At 68.4% G+C, this 20,895-nt stretch carries 18 protein-coding genes; 6 read left to right on the forward strand and 12 right to left on the reverse strand.

What is annotated here, in order from left to right; all coding sequences use genetic code 11:
* Nucleotides 1-37: 37 nt before the first annotated feature.
* From trpD to ctaE, 5 genes are all read right to left on the reverse strand, one after another.
* Nucleotides 38-1,102, reverse strand: a complete 1,065-nt coding sequence (gene trpD / locus ACLLJJ_RS08455; RefSeq protein ID WP_434588656.1) for an anthranilate phosphoribosyltransferase — start codon at nucleotides 1,100-1,102, stop codon at nucleotides 38-40.
* 133 nt (nucleotides 1,103-1,235) lie between these two features.
* Nucleotides 1,236-2,864 (reverse strand): cytochrome bc1 complex cytochrome b subunit, encoded by a 1,629-nt coding sequence (gene qcrB / locus ACLLJJ_RS08460; RefSeq protein WP_434588657.1) that lies wholly within the window; start codon nucleotides 2,862-2,864, stop codon nucleotides 1,236-1,238.
* Nucleotides 2,861-3,913 carry a cytochrome bc1 complex Rieske iron-sulfur subunit gene (gene qcrA / locus ACLLJJ_RS08465; protein WP_434588658.1) on the reverse strand — a complete coding sequence of 351 codons (1,053 nt, stop codon included), beginning with the start codon at nucleotides 3,911-3,913 and terminating at the stop codon, nucleotides 2,861-2,863. The genes qcrB and qcrA overlap by 4 nt, the downstream gene beginning before the upstream one ends.
* Nucleotides 3,910-4,719, reverse strand: a complete 810-nt coding sequence (gene qcrC / locus ACLLJJ_RS08470) for a cytochrome bc1 complex diheme cytochrome c subunit (protein ID WP_434588659.1) — start codon at nucleotides 4,717-4,719, stop codon at nucleotides 3,910-3,912. The genes qcrA and qcrC overlap by 4 nt, the downstream gene beginning before the upstream one ends.
* 64 nt (nucleotides 4,720-4,783) lie before the next feature.
* Entirely contained in the window at nucleotides 4,784-5,404 is a 621-nt protein-coding gene (ctaE, locus tag ACLLJJ_RS08475) for an aa3-type cytochrome oxidase subunit III (RefSeq protein WP_434588660.1), read from the reverse strand.
* Between the two features lie 178 nt (nucleotides 5,405-5,582).
* Here ctaE and ACLLJJ_RS08480 point away from each other — a divergent pair, with 178 nt between their 5' ends.
* Nucleotides 5,583-5,984, forward strand: coding sequence for a hypothetical protein (locus tag ACLLJJ_RS08480; protein WP_434588661.1), 402 nt, complete (start codon nucleotides 5,583-5,585; stop codon nucleotides 5,982-5,984).
* Between the two features lie 35 nt (nucleotides 5,985-6,019).
* Here ACLLJJ_RS08480 and ACLLJJ_RS08485 read toward each other — a convergent pair whose 3' ends face one another.
* The 4 genes from ACLLJJ_RS08485 to ctaC form a co-directional block, all read right to left on the reverse strand.
* Nucleotides 6,020-7,273 (reverse strand): Ig-like domain-containing protein, encoded by a 1,254-nt coding sequence (locus tag ACLLJJ_RS08485; protein ID WP_434588662.1) that lies wholly within the window; start codon nucleotides 7,271-7,273, stop codon nucleotides 6,020-6,022.
* A 111-nt stretch (nucleotides 7,274-7,384) separates the two neighbouring features.
* Nucleotides 7,385-7,783 (reverse strand): cytochrome c oxidase subunit 4, encoded by a 399-nt coding sequence (locus ACLLJJ_RS08490; RefSeq protein ID WP_434588663.1) that lies wholly within the window; start codon nucleotides 7,781-7,783, stop codon nucleotides 7,385-7,387.
* Nucleotides 7,780-9,519 carry an aa3-type cytochrome oxidase subunit I gene (ctaD, locus tag ACLLJJ_RS08495; protein ID WP_434588664.1) on the reverse strand — a complete coding sequence of 580 codons (1,740 nt, stop codon included), beginning with the start codon at nucleotides 9,517-9,519 and terminating at the stop codon, nucleotides 7,780-7,782. The genes ACLLJJ_RS08490 and ctaD overlap by 4 nt, the downstream gene beginning before the upstream one ends.
* A complete protein-coding gene (ctaC, locus tag ACLLJJ_RS08500) occupies nucleotides 9,516-10,484 on the reverse strand; it encodes an aa3-type cytochrome oxidase subunit II (protein ID WP_434588665.1) in 969 nt (322 codons plus the stop codon). The genes ctaD and ctaC overlap by 4 nt, the downstream gene beginning before the upstream one ends.
* Nucleotides 10,485-10,758: 274 nt before the next feature.
* Here ctaC and ACLLJJ_RS08505 point away from each other — a divergent pair, with 274 nt between their 5' ends.
* Nucleotides 10,759-12,150, forward strand: a complete 1,392-nt coding sequence (locus ACLLJJ_RS08505; protein ID WP_434588666.1) for a cysteine desulfurase/sulfurtransferase TusA family protein — start codon at nucleotides 10,759-10,761, stop codon at nucleotides 12,148-12,150.
* A gap of 17 nt (nucleotides 12,151-12,167) precedes the next feature.
* Here the strand turns inward: ACLLJJ_RS08505 and ACLLJJ_RS08510 are convergent, their stop codons facing one another.
* Nucleotides 12,168-13,142 (reverse strand): carbohydrate kinase family protein, encoded by a 975-nt coding sequence (locus ACLLJJ_RS08510; protein WP_434588667.1) that lies wholly within the window; start codon nucleotides 13,140-13,142, stop codon nucleotides 12,168-12,170.
* 180 nt (nucleotides 13,143-13,322) lie between these two features.
* On the opposite strand from ACLLJJ_RS08510, the gene ACLLJJ_RS08515 reads away from it, so the two are divergent.
* Nucleotides 13,323-13,532 carry a hypothetical protein gene (locus ACLLJJ_RS08515; protein ID WP_434588668.1) on the forward strand — a complete coding sequence of 70 codons (210 nt, stop codon included), beginning with the start codon at nucleotides 13,323-13,325 and terminating at the stop codon, nucleotides 13,530-13,532.
* 113 nt (nucleotides 13,533-13,645) lie between these two features.
* The gene (locus ACLLJJ_RS08520) at nucleotides 13,646-15,127 is read left to right on the forward strand and encodes a hypothetical protein (protein WP_434588669.1); all 1,482 of its coding nucleotides are present in this window, start codon (nucleotides 13,646-13,648) and stop codon (nucleotides 15,125-15,127) included.
* A gap of 77 nt (nucleotides 15,128-15,204) precedes the next feature.
* Here the strand turns inward: ACLLJJ_RS08520 and ACLLJJ_RS08525 are convergent, their stop codons facing one another.
* Nucleotides 15,205-15,561 (reverse strand): HesB/IscA family protein, encoded by a 357-nt coding sequence (locus ACLLJJ_RS08525; RefSeq protein WP_283516275.1) that lies wholly within the window; start codon nucleotides 15,559-15,561, stop codon nucleotides 15,205-15,207.
* A 247-nt stretch (nucleotides 15,562-15,808) separates the two neighbouring features.
* Here ACLLJJ_RS08525 and nadA point away from each other — a divergent pair, with 247 nt between their 5' ends.
* A complete protein-coding gene (nadA, locus tag ACLLJJ_RS08530) occupies nucleotides 15,809-16,996 on the forward strand; it encodes a quinolinate synthase NadA (RefSeq protein ID WP_434588670.1) in 1,188 nt (395 codons plus the stop codon).
* A 170-nt stretch (nucleotides 16,997-17,166) separates the two neighbouring features.
* Nucleotides 17,167-17,559, forward strand: coding sequence for a YciI family protein (locus ACLLJJ_RS08535; RefSeq protein ID WP_434588671.1), 393 nt, complete (start codon nucleotides 17,167-17,169; stop codon nucleotides 17,557-17,559).
* A 78-nt stretch (nucleotides 17,560-17,637) separates the two neighbouring features.
* Here the strand turns inward: ACLLJJ_RS08535 and ACLLJJ_RS08540 are convergent, their stop codons facing one another.
* On the reverse strand, nucleotides 17,638-20,799 hold the full coding sequence (locus tag ACLLJJ_RS08540) for an efflux RND transporter permease subunit (RefSeq protein WP_434588672.1): 3,162 nt from the start codon (nucleotides 20,797-20,799) through the stop codon (nucleotides 17,638-17,640).
* Between the last annotated feature and the right edge of the window lie 96 nt (nucleotides 20,800-20,895).

The raw sequence follows: 20,895 nt of genomic DNA on the forward strand, positions 1-20,895 counted from the left end.
CTTCGGACTGCGCCCTGCGTCACACGGACGGGGGTTCTCAGCTGTTGCTGGCCGCCACCCAGCGCTCCAGCGCCGCGCGGGCCGCCCCCGAGTCGATCGCCTCGGCGGCCTTGGCGATGCCCACCGCGAGCTGCTCGGTCAGGGACGCCTCGGTCGGGTCCAGCGCGACCAGCGCCGCCGCCGTGTTGAGCAGCACCGCTTCGCGCACGGCCCCGGTCTCGCCCGCCAGCAGCCGACGCGCGACGTCCGCGTTGTACGAGGCGTCCGCGCCCCGCAGGGCCTCCACGGGCACGATGTCCAGGCCCACGTGACGCGGATCGAAGGCCTCCTCGCGGACGGCTCCGTCGCGCACCACCCAGACGCGTGAGGTCGCGGTGGTGGTCAGCTCGTCGAGCCCGTCGTCGCCGCGGAAGACGAGCGCGGAGTTCCCCCGTTCGGCGAGCACACCCGCCACGATCGGGGCCATCCGGGCGTCCGCGACCCCGACCGCCTGGGCCCGTACCCTGGCCGGGTTCGTCAGCGGGCCGAGAATGTTGAAAGTGGTCTGCGCGCCCAGCTCCCTGCGTGCCTTCGCGGCGTACCGCAGGGCCGGGTGGAACTTCACGGCGAAGCAGAAGGTGATGCCCGCCTCCTCCGCGACCTCGGCGACACGCCGCGGAGTCAGCTCCAGGTTGACGCCGAGCTTCTCCAGGACGTCCGAGGCGCCGCTCGCCGACGAGGCGGCGCGGTTGCCGTGCTTGACGACCTTGGCGCCGGTGCCCGCGACGACGATCGCCGACATCGTGGAGATGTTGACCGTCTTGGCCAGGTCGCCGCCGGTGCCGACGATGTCGACGGTACGGCCGGGCACCTCGATGGTGTTGGCGTGCGCGTACATCGCGCGGACCATCCCGGAGACCTCGTCGACCGTCTCGCCCTTGGCCCGCAGCGCGACCGCGAACCCGGCGATCTGGGCGTCGGTCGCCTCGCCGCTCATGATGCGGTCCATGGCCCACGCGGTGTCGTCCGCGGTCAGGTTCTCGCCGCGCAGCAGGGAGTTCAGCACACCCGGCCAGGAGCCGGCCGCCACGCTGTCGCCGCCAACCGGGGTCACAACGTTCATGGTCCGCTCCTGGGTCCACAGCCGAATAGGGATGGCCCCCACCCTATCCAGCCCCCGGGAACAGCGAGGAGCCCCGTCCAGCGAATGGACGGGGCTCCTGCCGTGGCGACCCTTCGGTCACATGCTCAGGTGATCAGTGGTGGCCGTGGCCGCTGGTGATCTCCTTGTACTCGTCGGCGGTGGGCTTGGGAATCTGGTTGCCCTCGCCGTACATGCCCTTGCTCAGCTTGACCTTCAGCTTCTGCGAGCCGGAGACCTTGCGCCGCACGCCGTTCTCGTCGACCGTCGCACCGATCTCGGCGGGCTCGTACTGCTCGTGCGCCGTGAGGGTGTGCAGCTGCTCCTGGTTGAGCGGCTGGTGGATCTCGACGAACTCACCGTGCGGCAGCCGCTTGATGATGCCGGACTCGCGTCCGTGCAGCACCTTCTCCGCGTCGCGCCGCTGCAGACCCATGCAGATCCGCTTGGTGGCGATGAACACGAGGACGGGGCCGACGAAGAAGAAGATCCGTACGAACCAGGTGATCGTGTTGATCGACAGACTGAAGTGGGTGGCCCAGATGTCGTTGCCGCCACCGATCAGCATGATGAAGTACGCCGCGATCCAGGCCGCACCGAAACCGGTACGCGTCGGCGCGTTGCGCGGGCGGTCCAGGATGTGGTGCTCGCGCTTGTCCCCGGTGACCCAGGACTCGATGAACGGATAGACCGCGATCGCGCCCAGCACCAGCGGGAAGATCGCCAGCGGGATCATCACGCCCAGGGCCAGGGTGTGGCCCCACGCGTTGATCTCCCAGCCCGGCATCACTCGGATCAGCCCCTCGGCGAAGCCCATGTACCAGTCGGGCTGTGCGCCGGTGGAGACCTGGTCGGGCCGGTAAGGACCGAGCGCCCAGACCGGGTTGATCGTGAACATCGCCGAGATGGCCGCGATGACACCGAAGACCAGGAAGAAGAAGCCTCCGGCCTTGGCCATGTAGACCGGCAGCAGCGGCATGCCGACGACGTTCTTGTTGGTGCGGCCGGGGCCCGCGAACTGCGTGTGCTTGTGGTAGAAGACCAGGATCAGGTGCGCCACCACGAGCCCGAGCATGATGCCCGGCAACAGCAGGATGTGGATCGAGTAGAACCTGGCCACCATGTCGTGGCCCGGGAACTCGCCGCCGAACAGGAACATCGAGATGTACGTGCCGACGACCGGCATGGACAGGATCGCGCCCTGGGTGAAGCGGACACCGGTGCCCGACAGCAGGTCGTCCGGGAGCGAGTAACCGGTGAAACCGGTGAACATGCCCAGGACGAACAGCAGGAAGCCGAACAGCCAGTTGATCTCACGCGGCTTGCGGAAGGCGCCCGTGAAGAACACGCGCATCATGTGCACGAACATCGCGGCCAGGAAGATCAGCGCGGCCCAGTGGTGGATCTGCCGGATGAGCAGGCCGCCGCGGATGTCGAAGCTGATCTCCAGGGTCGACGCGTAGGCCTCCGTCATACGGATGCCCTGCATCGGCACGTACGAGCCGTGGTAGACGACCTCGTTCATGCTCGGGTGGAAGAACAGCGTCAGATACACACCCGTAAGGATGATGATGATGAAGCTGTAGAGGCAGATCTCGCCCAGCATGAAGGACCAGTGGTCCGGGAAGATCTTGCGCATGTTGGCCTTGGCGAGGCTGTAGATGCCCAGCCTGCCATCGGCCCAGTCGGCGACCTTCTCGCCGGCGGGCGCCTCTTTGCGCTGTGGTTCGGTGACGGTACTCATCCGCGCTCCCAGAAGGAAGGACCGACGGGCTCTTCGAAGCCGCTGAGCGCTTCGAGGAATCCTTCGTCATTCACACCGATCCGCAGCTGCGGAAGCGCGTGACCGGCCGGGCCGAAGATGACGCGGGCGCCGTCGGAGAGGTCGAAGGTGGACTGGTGGCACGGGCAGAGCACGTGGTGCGTCTGCTGCTCGTACAGGCTGATCGGGCAGCCGACATGGGTGCAGATCTTCGAGAACGCCACGATGCCTTCGTGGGCCCATTCGAGCTGGCGCTTGTCCTTGATGTCGTCCGGCTGAATGCGGACGATCATCAGGGCGGCCTTGGCGATCTCGTTGTTGAACTCGTGATCGTCCTCCTTCAGCCCTTCGGGCATGGCGAAGGTCAGCGAACCGACCGCCACGTCCTCGGGCCGCAGGGGCTCCATGGTGTTCTGGTTGATCAGCATCTTGCCCTTGGCCCACAGCGTCTCGCGCAGCTTCTTCTCGGGCAGCGGCCCGAGGTCGCGCAGCAGCACCACACCGGCGAGCGGCACCATGGCCAGCGCGCCGAACATCGTGGTGCGGATCAGCTTGCGGCGTCCGATGGCCGATTCCTGGGCTCCGGCCTTGAAGTCGGCCATCACCTTGGCCTTGACCTCGGGCTCGGCCGAGATCGCGTGCCGCTCGTCGGCGACCTCCACGTCGGACATCAGGGTGCGGGCCCAGTGGACCGCCCCCGCGCCGATGCAGAAGAGCGCGAGACCGAGCGTCAGACCCAGCGAGAAGTTGAGCGCGCTCACGTGGCCGAACAGCCAGATGTACACGATCTGGTCGACCGGGAAGGTCACGAAGGAGGCGATGAAGCCGATCGTCGCCAGCATCGACAGCGTGAAGAGGAACGCGACCGTGCGCTCGGAGCGCTTGGCGGCCTCTTCGTCGATGTCCTGGATGCGCGGCTTGTGGGCCGGCAGCCCCGGGTCGGCGAACGGATCGTCCGCCACGGCTACCGCGCCGTGCGCGGTGTCCTGCTCACTGGGCAGGTTCTTTTCTGGAATCTCTTGGCTACTCATGACTTCTTGGCCTTAGCGGTGTGGGCCGCGACCCAGACGGCGACTGCGACGAGAGAACCCAGACCGAAGATCCAGGCGAAGAGACCTTCGCTGACCGGACCGAGGCCGCCCAGCGCATGGCCGCCCGGGCTCTCGGACTGCTCACCGTTGACGGTCTGGATGTACGCGATGATGTCCCTCTTCTGCTCCTCCGGCAGCGTGCCGTCGGGGAAGGAAGGCATGTTCTGCGGGCCGGTCTGCATGGCCTCGTAGAGATGCTTCGGCTCCACGCCCTCAAGGTTCGGGGCGTACTTGCCGTTGGTCAGCGCGCCGCCCTCACCGGTGAAGTTGTGGCACTGGGCGCAGTTGGTACGGAACAGGTCGCCACCCTTGGCGATGTCCGCACCTTCGGGGTTGTACTGCTTTTCGGCCGGAATGATCGGGCCGGCGCCGAGCGAAGCGACGTACGCGGCAAGCTGATCGATCTCGGCCTGCGGGTAGATCTTCTGCTTCTTCGGCACCTGGGCGCCGGGCTGCTGCGCCGGCATACGGCCGGTGCCGACCTGGAAGTCCACTGCGGCAGAGCCGACGCCGACGAGGCTCGGCCCGTCGGAGCCGCCCTGACCGCCGGTGCCGTGGCAGCTGGAGCAGCCGACGGCGTAGAGCTTCTTGCCCTCCTCGATGGCGAGGGATTGGGCGGTTTCATCGGCCTGCGCCTTGCCCGCGGGGGCGAACGCGGCGTACAGCCCCCCGGTGGCCGCCAGCGCGAGGAGTAGGACGACGACCGCCGCCAGCGGATGGCGTCGTCGTGCGGAGAGCTTTTTCACGGATTACCCCGGTGTCAGGATCTTCTGCGTCGGTGACTGGATGCGGGACGGGTGCGGACCCGACCTACTTGATCATGTAGATCGTGGCGAAGAGCCCGATCCAGACGACATCGACGAAGTGCCAGTAGTAGGACACGACGATGGCGGCGGTTGCCTGTTCATGGGTGAATCTCTTGGCCGCGTACGTACGGCCCAGGACCAGCAGGAAGGCGATGAGTCCGCCCGTCACATGCAGTCCGTGGAACCCGGTGGTCAGGTAGAACACCGAGCCGTACGGGTCGGACGAGAGCGAGAGGCCCTCCTGCTTGACCAGCTCGGTGTACTCGAGCACCTGGCCGCCGATGAAGATCGAGCCCATCACGAAGGTGAGAATGAACCACGCCCGGAGCCTCTTCACATCGCCACGCTCGGCGGCGAAGACGCCGAGCTGGCAAGTCAGGGAAGAGAGCACCAGGATCGTGGTGTTTGTCGCCGAAAACGGGAAGTTCAGCGATGACGCCATTTCCTTCCAGTGGTCGGGACCCATCACCGATCGCAGGGTGAAGTACATCGCGAAGAGGGCCGCGAAGAACATCAGCTCGGAACTCAGCCAGATGATGGTTCCGACGCTGGTGAGGTTCGGCCGATTGACCGACGGGTGCGCGTGCCCGGTATCTACTGTCGTTGCTGTCGCCACGACCGACATTATGTCGGTCGCTTATCCCGCCCTCACTCCCGGGGGTGCCATTCGGTGTGTCAGGACCGTGCGTCCTGCCCGAACGGCCCATCGAAGCCCTGTCGGAACCGGTGCTGACAGGGCGTTCGGCGGAGTAGCATCCGCGCATCGGTGCCTGAGCCGATGCCGCCGACGAATCGGAGGAACAATGCAGTCGAGCGCCACGGTCCTGGTCTACAGCGACGACGCGAACACCCGTGAACAGGTGCGGCTGGCAGCTGGTCGCAGGCCCGCCGCGGACGTTCCGCCGGTGGAGTTCCTGGAGTGCGCGACGCTGCCCGCCGTGCTGAAGGCACTGGACGAGGGCGGCATCGACGTCTGCGTGCTGGACGGCGAGGCGGTTCCCGCGGGCGGCATGGGCGTGTGCCGGCAGATCAAGGACGAGATCTTCAACTGCCCGCCCGTGCTGCTGCTGATCGGCCGCCCGCAGGACGCCTGGCTGGCCACCTGGAGCCGCGCCGAGAGCGCGGTGACGCTTCCGGTGGAGCCGGTGAACTTCGCCGGCGCCCTGGCCGACCTGCTGCGCACGAGGCTCGCCGTCGAGGCCTGACAGCCGCGGAGATCCGCCGGGCACCCAGGGCCCCGTCAGACCTCCGGCCGCAGTCGGGCCGCGTCGACGGGGCTCCTGCCGTCCTGGGTGCCGACCAGCAGGGCACTGCCCTTGCGCCACTTGTCCCAGGACAGGTTCCAGTCGCCGAAACCGTTGCCGAAGGTGTCCATCGTGTCGCCGTAGCTGTTGACGACCTTGACGATGTCGCCCTGGCGCACGGTCTCGTAGAACCAGGCGGCGTTGCCCGTGCTCATGCCGGTGCAGCCGTGACTGACGTTGCTGGAGCCCTGCGAGCCGACGGACCACGGGGCCGCGTGGACGTACTCGCCGCTCCAGGTGACGCGCGTCGCGTAGTAGACGGGCAGGTTGTACGAGTCCGACGTGCCCTCCGGGATGCCGATGCTCGTACCGCGCATGCGTACGAAGTACTCCTTGCCCAGTACCACTTTGACCCCGTTGCGGGTGGAATAGCCCGGCTTGCCGGTGGTCACCGGGATGGTATTGATCACTTCCCCGTTGCGGCTGACCGTCATGTAGTGCGAGCCCGCGTCGGTGACGGCCTCGATCCGGTCGCCGGTGGTGAGCTTCAGCGGCTTCGTGGCGCCGCCGTAGAGCTTGTCGGCGACCTTGAGGCCTTCGAGACTGCTGCGCACCTCGATGGTGGCGTTGGCGGGCCAGTACTCCTTCGGGCGGAAGTGCAGATTCTCACTGTCGACCCAGTGCCAGGCGCCGTCCACCGAGGGGGTCGACTCGACCCGCAGGCCGCGCTCGACGACCGCCCTGGCCTCCTTGCCCTTCACCGGGGCACTGAGTTCGGCGGTGACGGGCTGCCCGACGCCGTACTTGCCGGCCTCCGGGCCGAAGGTGACCTTCAGCTTCTTCTTCGCCGGCGCCGTGTCGACGGTGAGCGTGCGCCTGCCCGGCGAGCCGCTCTTGTCCTCGGTGCTGACCTGGACCGCGTAGCGGGCCCCTGCGGCCAGCGGGGCGGTGCTGTGCCAGCGGGCCCCGTCGACGGAGAGTTCGCCCGCCAGATAGCGCCCTGCGGCGTCGGTGGCCGTCACGTCGGTGATCCGGCCGTCCTTACTCTTGGCCATGATCTCAAGGGGCTTGTCCGGGTCGGCCTTGGCCGCGCCCGTGGCTCCGTTGAAGGAGATCTGGCTCGCCGCGTCGTAGGGCGTCGCCGAGAGCGGATGACTTTCGGACTCGCCGCAAGCGGTGACTCCCGCCCCGAGGGACACGACCAGCAGGGAGCAGCTCAGGACCGTCCGGATTCGAGGTGAATTGGTCATGATCACACGTTATGAACATAAACCGGATCCGGCGCGCCGAGAGAGGGCAAACGAGGGGCCCGGCCACCTGACGTACAGGTGGCCGGGCCCCTCGCGGATGCTGCGGTGGTGCTACTGGTTCTGGTCTTCGCCTCGGTAGTACTCGAAGACCCAGCCGAAGAGGCCGATCAGAAGCAGCGGCGCCGAGAAGTACAGCAGCCACCACCCCATGGCGACGGCGAGGAACGCGAACGCCCCACCGATGGCCAGCGCGAGCGGCTGCCAGCTGTGCGGGGCGAAGAACCCCACTTCACCGGCCTCGTCCGCGACGTCGGCCTGCTTGTCGTCCTGAGCCATCGAGTCGGCACGCTTGGCCGTGAAGGCCAGGTAGAAACCGATCATGACGCTCAGGCCGAAGGCGAGCACGAGGGCCGTGGTGCCCGCGGGCTCCTTCGACCACACACCGTAGGTGATCGCCATGGCGGCGATGAACACGCTCAGCCAGATGAACAGCTGTCCCTGGACCTTCACTTGCCGGCCTCCTTGCCGCCGGTGAGGACCTTGTCACCCTCGGAGCCTTGGTTCTCGAGCTGGTCGAGAGCCGCGATCTCCGGGTGGTGCAGGTCGAACGCCGGGGATTCGGAACGGATCCGCGGCAGCGTGAGGAAGTTGTGCCGCGGGGGCGGGCAGGACGTTGCCCATTCGAGCGAACGGCCGTAGCCCCAGGGGTCGTCGACCTCGATCTTCTTGCCGTACTTCGCGGTCTTCCAGACGTTGTAGAAGAACGGGAGCACGGACAGGCCCAGCAGGAACGAGCTGATCGTCGAGATGGTGTTCAGCGCGGTGAAGCCGTCGGCGGCGAGATAGTCCGCGTAACGCCGCGGCATGCCCTCCGCACCGAGCCAGTGCTGAACCAGGAACGTGCCGTGGAAGCCCACGAACAGCGTCCAGAAGGTGATCTTGCCGAGCCGCTCGTCCAGCATCTTGCCGGTGAACTTCGGCCACCAGAAGTGGAAGCCGGAGAACATCGCGAAGACCACGGTGCCGAAGATGACGTAGTGGAAGTGCGCGACGACGAAGTACGAGTCGGAGACGTGGAAGTCCATCGGGGGCGAGGCCAGGATGACGCCGGTCAGACCACCGAAGGCGAAGGTGATCAGGAAGCCGACGGCCCAGAGCATCGGTGTCTCGAAGGACAGTGAGCCCTTCCACATCGTGCCGATCCAGTTGAAGAACTTCACACCGGTCGGCACCGCGATCAAGAAGGTCATGAACGAGAAGAACGGCAGTAGGACGCCGCCCGTGACGTACATGTGGTGCGCCCACACCGTGACCGAGAGGCCGGCGATCGCGATCGTCGCGCCGATGAGGCCGATGTAACCGAACATCGGCTTGCGGCTGAAGACCGGGATCACTTCGGAAATGATTCCGAAGAATGGCAAAGCGATGATGTACACCTCTGGATGGCCGAAGAACCAGAAGAGGTGTTGCCAGAGAATCGCCCCGCCGTTGGCCGAGTCGAAGATGTGCGCACCGAATTTCCGATCCGCCTCCAGCGCGAACAGCGCGGCGGCCAGTACCGGGAAGGCGAGCAGGACCAGCACACCGGTCAGCAGCACGTTCCAGGTGAAGATCGGCATCCGGAACATCGTCATGCCAGGCGCGCGCATGCAGATGATCGTGGTGATGAAGTTGACCGAACCGAGGATCGTGCCGAAGCCGGAGAAGGCCAGACCCATGATCCACATGTCGGCGCCGACACCCGGCGAGCGGACCGCGTCCGACAGCGGGGAGTAGGCGAACCAGCCGAAGTCGGCCGCGCCGTTCGGGGTGATGAAGCCGGCCACCGCGATGATCGAGCCGAGCAGGTACAGCCAGTACGCGAACATGTTCAGCCGCGGGAACGCCACGTCGGGCGCGCCGATCTGCAGCGGCATGATCCAGTTCGCGAACCCTGCGAACAGCGGCGTCGCGAACATCAGCAGCATGATCGTGCCGTGCATCGTGAACGCCTGGTTGAACTGCTCGTTCGACATGATCTGCGTGCCGGGACGGGCGAGCTCGGCACGCATGAAGAGCGCCATCACGCCGCCGACACAGAAGAACACGAACGACGTGATCAGGTAGAGCGAGCCGATCGTCTTGTGGTCAGTGGTGGTGAGCCACTTCACCACCACGTTCCCCGGCTCCTTGCGCCGCACCGGCAGCTCGTTCTCGTACGAGTCGTCTGCTGCCTCGGCACCCTGGGGTTGATTGAGGATGCTCACAGTTTGTTCGTCTCCGCATTCCTGGCCGGGTCCGTCTGCTCGATACCGGCCGGGATGTAGCCGGTCTGGCCCTTCTCCGCCAGCTCCTTGAGGTGCTGCTGGTAGCGCTCCGGAGAGACGACCTTCACGTTGAAGAGCATCCGGGAGTGGTCGGCGCCGCAGAGCTCGGCGCACTTGCCCCTGAAGGTGCCCTCACGGGTGGGGGTCACCTCGAAGGCGTTGGTGTGGCCCGGGATCACGTCCTGCTTCATCAGGAACGGCACCACCCAGAAGGAGTGGATGACGTCGCGCGAAGTAAGAACGAAGCGGACCTTCTCGCCCTTCGGCAGCCACAGGGTCGGACCCGGATTGCCGTTCTGCGGGTTCTGCTCCCCCGGGGTACCGACGGCGTAGACGCCCTCGGCCCCTTCGGGGAACTGCTTGGTGAACTTGTCCGGGATCGCGTCGAGCTCCTTGGGGAGCTTTCCGCCCGTGGCGGCTTCGCCGTCCACGTTCTCCACGTAGTTGAAGCCCCAGCTCCACTGGAAGCCGACCACATTGATGGTGTGGGCCGGCTTGTCGTCGAGCGCGAGAAGCTTCGACTCGTCGCGGGCGGTGAAGTAGAAGAGCACCGAGACGATGATGAGGGGGACCACGGTGTACAACGCCTCGATGGGCATGTTGTACCGGGTCTGCGGAGGTACCTCGACCTTGGTGCGGCTACGCCGGTGGAAGATGACGCTCCACAGGATCAGACCCCAGACCAGCACACCCGTGATGAGCGCTGCCGCCCACGAGCCCTGCCAGAGGGAGAGAATGATCGGAGCCTCTTCGGTGACCGGGGTAGGCATCCCGAGGCGGGGGAAGTCCTCCCATGTGTACGAGCAACCAGAGGCGGTCGCCAGGACCACGCCCACGGTCAGCACCTGGAGCAGCTTCCGCCGCATCGGGCGCCGCGACGAGCGGTCGGAGCCGTTGGGACTCACGTAGCGCCTTCCCGAGAGTCTCGCCCGCGCGGTCGGTTGTGCGGCCGCCTCGCTGGTCGGTCGCCGGCCCTGACGCGGGCAGGGGTTTGGATGTTTATGCGGACCAAACCCTACTGGACGCTATTTGGGGTCGCGCGGGGAGGGTGCCCAACGCGCCGCAGCGCTCCCCGAAGGGATGGATTGTCGGCGGAATCCCGGCCTCCGGGGCTTTCCTGACGCCCCCTCCCCCGCCGGTGGGACGCCGGTCCGCCGGGGCGGGGATTAGCGTGGTGGCGTGCCCTACTTCGACGCCGCCTCCGCCGCCCCCCTGCACCCCGTCGCCCGACAGGCCCTGGTGGCCTCGCTGGACGAGGGATGGGCCGATCCCGCCCGGCTCTACCGTGAGGGGCGGCGGGCCAGGCTGCTGCTCGACGCGGCGCGGGAAGCCGCGGCCGAAGCGGTGGGCTGCCGCCCCGACGAGCTGGTTTTCACCTCTTCGGGCACCCGCGCGGTGCACTCCGCGATCTCCGGCGCCCTCGCCGCACGTCGGCGTGTCGGCGGTCATCTGGTGGTGTCGGCCGTCGAGCACTCCTCGGTGCTCCATTCGGTGGCGGCGCACGAGGCCGCGGGCGGTACGTCGACCGAGGTGGCGGTCGACCGGACCGGCGCCGTGTCCCCCGATACGTACGCCCGCGCCCTGCGAGCGGACACCGCGCTGGCCTGTCTGCAGTCCGCCAATCACGAGGTCGGCACCGAGCAGCCGGTGGCCGAAATCGCACAGCAGTGCCGAGCGGCGGGTGTGCCCCTGCTGGTGGACGCGGCGCAGTCGCTGGGCTGGGGCCGGGTGGCGGGCGACTGGTCGCTGCTCGCCGCCAGTGCCCACAAATGGGGCGGTCCGGCAGGAGTCGGGCTGCTGGTCGTCCGTAAGGGGGTGCGATTCGCCCCCCAAGGCCCGGCCGACGAGCGTGAGTCGGGGCGGGCGGCCGGCTTCGAGAATCTGCCCGCGATCGTGGCGGCGGCGGCCTCCCTGCGCGCCGTACGGGCCGAGGCGGACCGGGAGGCGGTGCGGCTGCGGGCGCTGGTCGACCGGATCAGGACCCGGGTGCCCGAGCTCGTACCGGACGTCGAGGTGGTCGGCGATCCGGTGCGGCGGCTGCCGCACCTGGTCACGTTCTCCTGTCTCTATGTCGACGGGGAGACACTGCTGCACGAGCTGGACCGGGCCGGTTTCTCCGTCTCCTCCGGCTCCTCCTGCACGAGCAGCACCCTGACGCCCAGCCATGTGCTGCGGGCGATGGGAGTGCTGTCGGAGGGCAATGTCCGGGTGTCGCTCCCGCTCGGCACCAGCGCGCAGGACGTCGAGCGTTTCCTCGACGTTCTGCCCGGCGCGGTGGGCGGGGTGCGCGAGCGGCTGGGCGCGCCGGTGACCGCCGCCCCAGTGCGGACCGAGGAGAAGGCTGCCGTGTCGCTCGTCGTGGACGCGCTCGGCAGGCGGTGCCCGATCCCGGTGATCGAGCTGGCGAAAGTGATCGGCGACGTCCCGGTCGGCGGGACCGTGACGGTGCTGGCCGACGACGAGGCCGCGCGGCTGGACATCCCGGCGTGGTGCGCGATGCGCGAGCAGGAGTACGTGGGTGAGGAGCCGGCGGACCGTGGCTCGGCCTATGTGGTCCGCCGGCGCTCATGACACCCGCACCGCGCTGATCAGCGGAGGTGCGCCGCGACCTCGTCGCCGGCCTCGTCGCCGTACGCCTTGACGAAGCGCTCCATGAAGCGGGCGCGGCTCAGCGTGTACTCCTGCGTGCCGAGGGTCTCGATGACCAGGGTCGCCAGCATGCAGCCGACCTGCGCGGCGCGTTCCAGGCCGACGCCCCAGGCGAGTCCGGAGAGGAAGCCCGCGCGGAAGGCGTCGCCGACGCCGGTCGGGTCGACCTTCGCGTCCTCCTCCGCGCAGCCCACCAGGATCGGCTCCGCGCCGACACTCTCGATGCGCACTCCGCGCGAGCCGAGGGTGGTGACGCGGTGACCGACCTTGGCGAGGATCTCCGTGTCGGTCCAGCCGGTCTTGGACTCGATGAGCCCCTTCTCGTACTCGTTGGAGAAGAGGTACGTCGCGCCGTCGAGCAGGGTGCGGATGTCGTCGCCGCTCATCCGCGCGATCTGCTGCGAGAAGTCCGCGGCGAACGGGATGGACCGCGTCTTGCACTCCTCGGTGTGACGGAGCATCGCCTCGGGGTCGTCCGCGCCGATCAGCACCAGGTCGAGGCCGCCGACCCGGTCGGCCACCTTCTTGAGCTCGATCTGGCGGGCCTCGCTCATGGCGCCCGTGTAGAAGGAGCCGATCTGGTTGTGGTCGGCGTCGGTGGTGCACACGAAGCGGGCGGTGTGCAGGACCTCGGAGATGCGCACCGATTCGGTGTCGACGCCGTGCCGGTCGAGCCAGGCGCGGTACTCGTCGAAGTCGGAGCCCGCGGCGCCGACCAGGATCGGTCCGGTGCCGAGCTGCCCCATCCCGAAGCAGATGTTGGCGCCCACACCGCCCCGGCGCACGTCGAGGTTGTCGACGAGGAACGAGAGGGAGACCGTGTGCAGCTGATCCGCGACCAGCTGGTCGGCGAAGCGGCCGGGGAAGGTCATGAGGTGGTCGGTGGCAATGGAGCCGGTGACTGCGATACGCACGGCGTGGCTGCTCCTGCGGAGGGCGACGGGGGGACAGTTCACGCTATCGGGTCATCGGCCCTCACACGAAGAGGCAAAACTACCCGATAGTAGGGCTTTTTTCCTGCAGTACTGCCTGCCTACGGTGCCAGTACGAGGGTTCGCGCCGATGCGGCCCCGAAAGCCACGGGAGCAGCTCGCATGCAGAAGCACAGCGTCACGGTCCCCGCGCCGGTCGAGCTGGACGGCGGCCTGGAGGAACTGCGGGGCGACTGCGCCCGCATGGTCCCGCACTGGGCGGTGCCCGCGACGGCGGCGCCCGCTCCCGTGCCGGCCTCCTTGATCCACGGCGTCACCGTGCCGTCGGCGTCCGCCCGGCTGGTGGGCGGGATGTCGGAGTACGGCGGCTGAGCACCGTGCCCCGGCGCTCGCGGGGAACCGTGCGCCCCTGTGCTCCGTCCCACCGGTGTCCCCCGTGAAGGGGAGACGGCGTACGGCACAGGCCGAGGCGAAGGAGCGATGCGGTGAGCACCGAGCGACCGGACAAGGACGCAGTCAGCGCCCAGGGGCGGCGGTCCCCGCTGATCGCCGCCTCGGTGGCCGCAGCGGTGCTGCTGGCCGGGGGCGGCGGCGCGTACTGGGCATCGACCGCCGGGGACGGCGCCGAGGGCCCGAAGAACACGAGCGCGCCTGGCCGTGACGGTGATCCGCCCCCGCTGGCCCTCGACGGCCACACGGAGGGCGACGCGCCGGGTATCGCGCCGGGCGAGCCCGACCCGAACGGGGTGACCTACCGGGCCGACGGCGAGCTGCCCGACGGGCCCGACTCCGCTTCCGTGTACCGGGTTTCGGGCACGGTCACCGAGGCCGACGTGGCGAAGCTGGCCGGGGCGCTCGGGGTGGCGGGCGAGCCGCGCATCGAGAGCGGAGCCTGGAAGGTCGGGATCAGCAAGGACGGTGCTGGGCCGGTGCTTCAGGTCAACAAGGAGGCCCCCGGCACCTGGACCTTCGCGCAGTACGGCCCCGGTCGGGGCGACAACTGCGCCAAGGGCGAGAAGTGCGGCGGCAGCTCGGTGGCGCCCGGCGGCCAGGGGAAGCCGGTCAGCGAGAAGGCCGCGAAGGAGGCCGCCGCTCCGGTGCTGAAGTCGCTGGGGCAGGGCGACGCCGAGCTCGACGTGGACCAACTGATGGGCGCCGTACGGGTGGTGAACGCCGACCCGGAGATCGGCGGACTGCCGACGTACGGCTGGGCGACCGGGCTGCAGATCGGCTCCGACGGGAAACTGGTCGGCGGCAGCGGTCAGTTGAAGGAGCTGAAGAAGGGCGCCGAGTATCCGGTGATCAGCGCCGACGAGGCCCTCAAGGAACTGAACAGGGCCGGCTCGGCGGGCAACGGCCGGATCGCTGTCGGCGGTTGCGCCACGCCCGTACCGCACGGCGACGAGACCCAGGGAGAGATCAAGCCCGAGGCCCCCTGCGAGCCGGACGGCAAGAAGGTGCCCGCCTCCCCCGAGCCGGTGGCCGTGGACGGCGCCACCTTCGGCCTCGCGGCGCAGTACGTCGACGGGCGGCAGGCACTCGTGCCGTCATGGCTCTTCGAGGTCGATCCGGCGGGTAACGCGAAGCCGTTTACCATCACCCATCCCGCGGTGGACCCGAAGTACCTGGCCGAGCCCCCGGCCGCGCCCCGGGAGAGCGCCACCCCGGCCCCGCCGAAGGGCGAGGACCCCGCGCGGGAGCAGCACCGGGCGCAGCACATCGAGTCGTACGCCGTCGACGGGCGCAAGCTCAAGGTGCACTTCTGGGGCGGCGCGTGCAGCACCTACGCGGCCAAGGCGTCCGAGCTGGACGGCAGGGTGAAGGTGCGGGTCATCGAGCCGAAGCCGGACCCGAAGAAGGCCTGCATCATGATCGCCAAGGAGCTGACCGAGACGGTGACGCTGGACAAGCCGCTGGCCGACCGCAAGGTCGTGGACGAGCAGGGCAAGGCGGTGCCGCGGGCCTGACTCCTGGAGACGCGAACCGGGCACGCGAAAGGCGGCGACCCCCACCAGGGGCCGCCGCCTTTCCCGTGTCTTGGGGCTTAGTTGAACGAGTCGCCGCAGGCGCACGAGCCCGAGGCGTTCGGGTTGTCGATCGTGAAGCCCTGCTTCTCGATGGTGTCGACGAAGTCGATGGAGGCGCCGCCCAGGTACGGGGCGCTCATGCGGTCGGTGACGACCTTGACGCCGTCGAAGTCCTTGAGGACATCGCCGTCGAGCGAACGCTCGTCGAAGAAGAGCTGGTAGCGCAGGCCCGAGCAGCCACCGGGCTGAACGGCGACGCGCAGGGCCAGATCTTCCCGGCCTTCCTGGTCCAGCAGGGCCTTGACCTTGGCCGCGGCGGCGTCGGACAGGAGAATGCCGTCACTCACGGTGGTCTTTTCGTCCTGAACGGACATCTACATCTCTCCCGGGTTGTACGGACTGCTTGCCGACGGTTGCAACCCGCCGGCCCGCGGATTCATTCCGGGCCCGGGGGCTTTGTCTTCTTCCTTTCATGCTCGCACACCACGCCCGCGGGGGGACACGGGAAGACGGCCCCGGGAATTCGTCACATCGACGAAATCGCCATCGTCAACGTGACGTGAAGGGGTTATGATAGATAACGTCAAATCGACGAAAAGGCTTGTCCGCAGAGAAGAAAGGGTGCGTGTCGTGACCACCGCCCAGCCACTGGATGTCCAGCCGACGCCCCTCGCCCTGCTCATGCTCGGCCGCGAGGCCGACACCGGGAGCGAGCGCGGCGTGGACTGTCCCGGCGACCTGCCATCCCCCTCGGACCCGGGCCTGGTGGAGCGCGCCCGCGCCGCCAAGGAGAAGCTCGGGGACAAGGTCTTCATCCTCGGCCACCACTACCAGCGTGACGAGGTCATCCAGTTCGCCGACGTGACCGGTGACTCCTTCAAGCTGGCCAAGGACGCGGCGGCCAGGCCGGAGGCCGAGTACATCGTCTTCTGCGGTGTGCACTTCATGGCCGAGTCCGCGGACATCCTGACCTCCGACGACCAGGCGGTCGTACTGCCGGACCTCGCGGCGGGCTGCTCGATGGCCGACATGGCCACCGCCGAGCAGGTCGCGGAGTGCTGGGATGTCCTGACCGACGCGGGCATCGCCGAGCAGGTCGTGCCCGTCTCGTACATGAACTCCTCCGCCGACATCAAGGCCTTCACCGGCAAGTACGGCGGCACGATCTGCACCTCGTCCAATGCGAAGAAGGCCCTGGAGTGGGCCTTCGAGCAGGGCGAGAAGGTGCTTTTCCTCCCGGACCAGCACCTGGGGCGCAACACTGCGGTGCGTGACATGGGGCTGACCCTGGAGGACTGCGTCCTCTACAACCCGCACAAGCCGAACGGCGGCCTGACCGTCGAGGAGCTGCGCGCCGCCAAGATGATCCTGTGGCGTGGGCACTGCTCGGTGCACGGGCGCTTCTCGGTCGAGTCCGTCAACGACGTACGCGCCCGCATACCCGGCGTCAATGTGCTGGTGCACCCCGAGTGCAAGAACGAGGTCGTGTCGGCGGCGGACTACGTCGGCTCGACGGAATACATCATCAACATGCTCGAAGCCGCCCCGGCCGGCTCGAAGTGGGCGATCGGCACCGAGCTGAACCTGGTGCAGCGGCTCGCCAACCGGTTCGCCGACCAGGACAAGGAGGTCGTCTTCCTCGACAAGACGGTCTGCTTCTGCTCGACGATGAACCGGATCGACCTGCCGCACCTGGTGTGGACGCTGGAGTCGCTGGCCGAGGGCAATCTGGTCAACCGCATCGAGGTCGAGCGCGAGACCGAACAGTTCGCGAAGCTGGCGCTGGAGCGGATGCTGTCGCTGCCGTAGCCACGGCCCGCCGCTGTCGCACGTCGCACGGCCCCGAGGGGCGCACCCGGCCACCGGGGGCGCCCCTCGGGCGTTCCCTGGGCGGACACGCGCCGCCACCGATGACTTCCCGACCTCTCGGCGGTCTACTTCTTCACAGGAGCAGTAAGCCGTCCGAAGGGATGAGGGACATGCAGTACATGATCCAGATGAACGTGCCCGCCGATCAGTGGGACGTGATGATGTCGTCCTTCTCGCGGGACGACATGCAGTTGATGTTCGACTACATGGAGACGCTCAACCAGGAGCTCACCTCGGCGGGTGAGCTGGTCGAGGCACGTGGTCTTGGCGGTCCCGGCCTGGTCAAGACGGTGCGGGCGGCGGACGACGGACAGCCGCGGGTGACCGAGGGACCCGCCGAGCGGGGCCGCATCCTGGCCGGCTACTGGGTGGTCGACGTCAAGAACGAGGAGCGCGCCGTGGAGATCGCCGCGCGGGCCTCGGCCTGTCCCGGCCCCGGCGGCAAGCCTGGCAACGACCCGGTCGAGGTGCACGCCGTACCGACAGGCCCCCCGGAGGCCTGAGCGGCCGAGGGCCGTGACCGGGGCGCGCCCCGGTCCCCTGTGCGGGGGCCGGGGCGCGCTGTCGTACTCAGGCGTGCATCAGACCTTCGCGGGTTCCTGCTCACCGGAGACCGCGTCCGGCTCGGACTGGGCCGGGACGCCCGCCTTCGCCGCGCGCTTGGCCGACTTCTTCTTGGCGCGGCGCTCCTTGCGCAGCTCGACCATCGCGTACAGCGTCGGCACGAGCAGCAGGGTGAGCAGCGTCGACGTGATCAGACCGCCGATCACCACGATCGCCAGCGGCTTCGAGATGAAGCCACCCTCGCCGGTGATGCCCAGTGCCATCGGCAGCAGCGCGAAGATGGTCGCCAGGGCGGTCATCAGGATCGGGCGCAGCCGGTGCCGCCCGCCCTCCAGGACCGCCTCGACGACACCCAGGCCCTGGGTGCGGTACTGGTTGATCAGGTCGATCAGCACGATCGCGTTGGTGACCACGATGCCGATGAGCATCAGCATGCCGATCATCGCCGGTACGCCCATGGGGGTGCCGGTGAGGAGCAGCAGGCCGATCGCGCCGGTCGCCGCGAACGGGATGGAGACCAGCAGGATCAGCGGCTGGATGAGCGAGCGGAACGTCGCCACCAGCAGCATGAAGACGATCGCGATGGCCGCCAGCATGGCCAGGCCGAGCTGGACGAACGCCTCGTCCTGGTCCGAGGAGACGCCGCCGATCTCGACGCTCGCGCCCTCGGGCAGCTTCTTCTCCAGCTCGGTGATCTTCGTCTGGAGCGCGGTGGTCACCGAGCCCGTGTCGTCGGCGTCGGGCTTGGCCGTGATCGTCGCCGCGGTGGCGCCGTCGATCCGGGTCTTGGAGACCGGTCCTGGCACCAGCCGCACGTCGGCGATGTCGCCGAGCCTGACCGCACCGAGGGCCAGGCTCTTCAGCTCGGCCATCGTCTTCGCGGGCTTGGCGGACCTCACGACGACGTCGCGCTCGGTGTCGCCGAGGATCGCCTTGCCGGACGTGGTGCCGCGCACCGCCTGGGTGACGGCCGCGCCGAGCGTGGTCTGGTTGAAGCCCGCGTCGGCGGCCTTCTCGTTGGCCCGCACGGAGATCCGCGGCACGCTCGTGGCCAGGTCGCTCTGTACGTCGCTGACGTTGTCGAGCTTCGCGACCGCGTCCCGGACCTGCTCGGAGGCCTTCTTGAGGGTGTCCGCGTCACCGGCCTTGACCACGACGCTCAGGTCCTGGCTGCCGAAGCCGCCGCCCGCGCCGACCGTCGTCTCGCCGATGCCGTCGAGCTTGGCGAGCTCCTCGTCGAGCCGGTCCTGGGTGGACTCGGCGTCGGAGGCGCTCTTGAGAGTCAGCTGGTACGAGGCCTGGTTGGCGCCCGTACCGCCGCCGAAGGCCGCCGCGAAGCCGGACGAGCCGACCGTGACCTGGTAGTCCTTGATCGTGTCGATGGAGCCGAGCACCTTCTCGACCTTCAGGGCGGCCTCGTCGGCGGCCTGCAGGCTGGTGCCGGGCTTCAGCTCCTGGCTGAGGGTCAGGGTGTCCTGCTCGCCCTGGTCGAAGAAGTTGGTCTTCAGCAACGGCGCCATCGCGAACGTACCGATGAGCACGACCACCGCGATGGCCAGGCTGGTGAAGCGGCGGCGGGTCGCGAAGCGCAGGACCGGGACGTACATCCGCTGGAGCCTGCTGCGGCGCTCCTTCTCCTCCGCCTTGCGGCGCAGCTCGTCCGGGTCGACACCCTCGGAGCCCTTGGGGGCGCGCAGGAACCAGTACGAGAACACCGGGACGACGGTGAGGGACACCAGCAGCGAGGCGAGCAGCGCCGCCGTGACGGTGATGGAGAACGAGCCGAACAGCTGGCCCACCATGCCGCCGACCAGGCCGATCGGCAGGAACACCGCGACCGTGGTGAGGGTCGAGGAGGTGACCGCGCCGGCCACTTCCCGGACCGCGGCGATGATGGCGGAGCCGCGCTCCTCGCCATAGCCGAGGTGGCGCTTGATGTTCTCCAGGACGACGATCGAGTCGTCGACGACCCGGCCGATGGCGATGGTCAGCGCGCCCAGGGTGAGCACGTTGAGCGACAGGTCGCGGGTCCACAGCACGATCAGCGCGAGAAGCACCGACAGCGGGATGGAGATCGCGGTGACGAGCGTCGAGCGGATCGATCCCAGGAAGACCAGGATGACCAGCACGGCGAAGACCAGACCCAGTGCGCCTTCGGTGGTCAGCCCGGAGATCGACTTGGAGACGGCCGGGCCCTGGTCGAAGACGACCGTGAGCTCACTGCCGGCGCCGAGGCTCTCGCGCAGGTCGGGGAGCTTGTCCTTGACCGCGTCGGAGATGGCGACGGCGCTGCCGTCCTGGTCCATGGTGAGGGACAGCGACAGGCTGGGCTTGCCGTTGGTCCGGGTGATGGAGACCGCGGTGGAGGGCTGCTCCTCGACGGTGGCCACGTCACCGAGGCGTACCGGCTTCGGGGGCTTGCCCTGGCCGGCGGGGGGAGCGCTGACGCGCAGGTCCTCGATCTGCTTCAGCGACGTGTAGCCGCCGCCGACCTGGACCGTGCGGCTCTTGCCGTCCTCGGCGAAGGAGCCGGCCGGGAGGGTGGCGCCGCCCGCCTGGAGGGCCTGGCCGAGCGTGCCGGCGTCGAGCCCGGCCGCGGCCAGCTTCCTGTCGTCGGGGGTGACGGCGACCTGCAGTTCCTGGACGCCGTCGATGCCGACCTGGCCGACGCCGTCGATGTCCTCCAGCTCGGGTACGACGCTGCGCTCCAGCCGGTCGGCGAGCGCCTGCTGGTCCTTGCCGGAGCTCGCGGCGAGCAGGACGGTCGGGATGTCGTCCGTCGAGCCGGCCACGACCTGCGGGTCGACGTCCTCCGGGAGCTGGGAGCGGGCGCGGTTCACGGCCTGCTGGACATCGGCGACGAGCTGCTTGGAGCCGCTGTCCCCGTAGTCGAACTGCGCCATGATGACGGCGCTGCCCTCGCTCGCCGTGGAAGTGACACCCGTGATGCCGTCCACGGCCTTGATGGTGCTTTCGAGCGGTTCGACGACCTGCTTCTCGACCACGTCGGGGGACGCGCCCTGGTAGGGCGCCAGCACGGACACCATCGGGAACTCGATCGTGGGCATCAGCTGCTGCTTGAGCTGAGGGATCGCGATGGCCCCGAAGACGATCGCAACGATCGAAATCAGGCCTATCAAGGCCCGCTGAGCGAGGCTGAATCTGGACAGCCAGGACATGGGTGGGTCTCTCTTCTGTGGCGTGCGAGGCAGGTGGACGCGGTGGTCCGTCTATACGATCTGCCATCCGGGGAGGAGCAACCGTCGCTCGCAGGT

This window comes from Streptomyces sp. A5-4, from assembly GCF_051131715.1.
Taxonomy (GTDB): domain Bacteria; phylum Actinomycetota; class Actinomycetes; order Streptomycetales; family Streptomycetaceae; genus Streptomyces.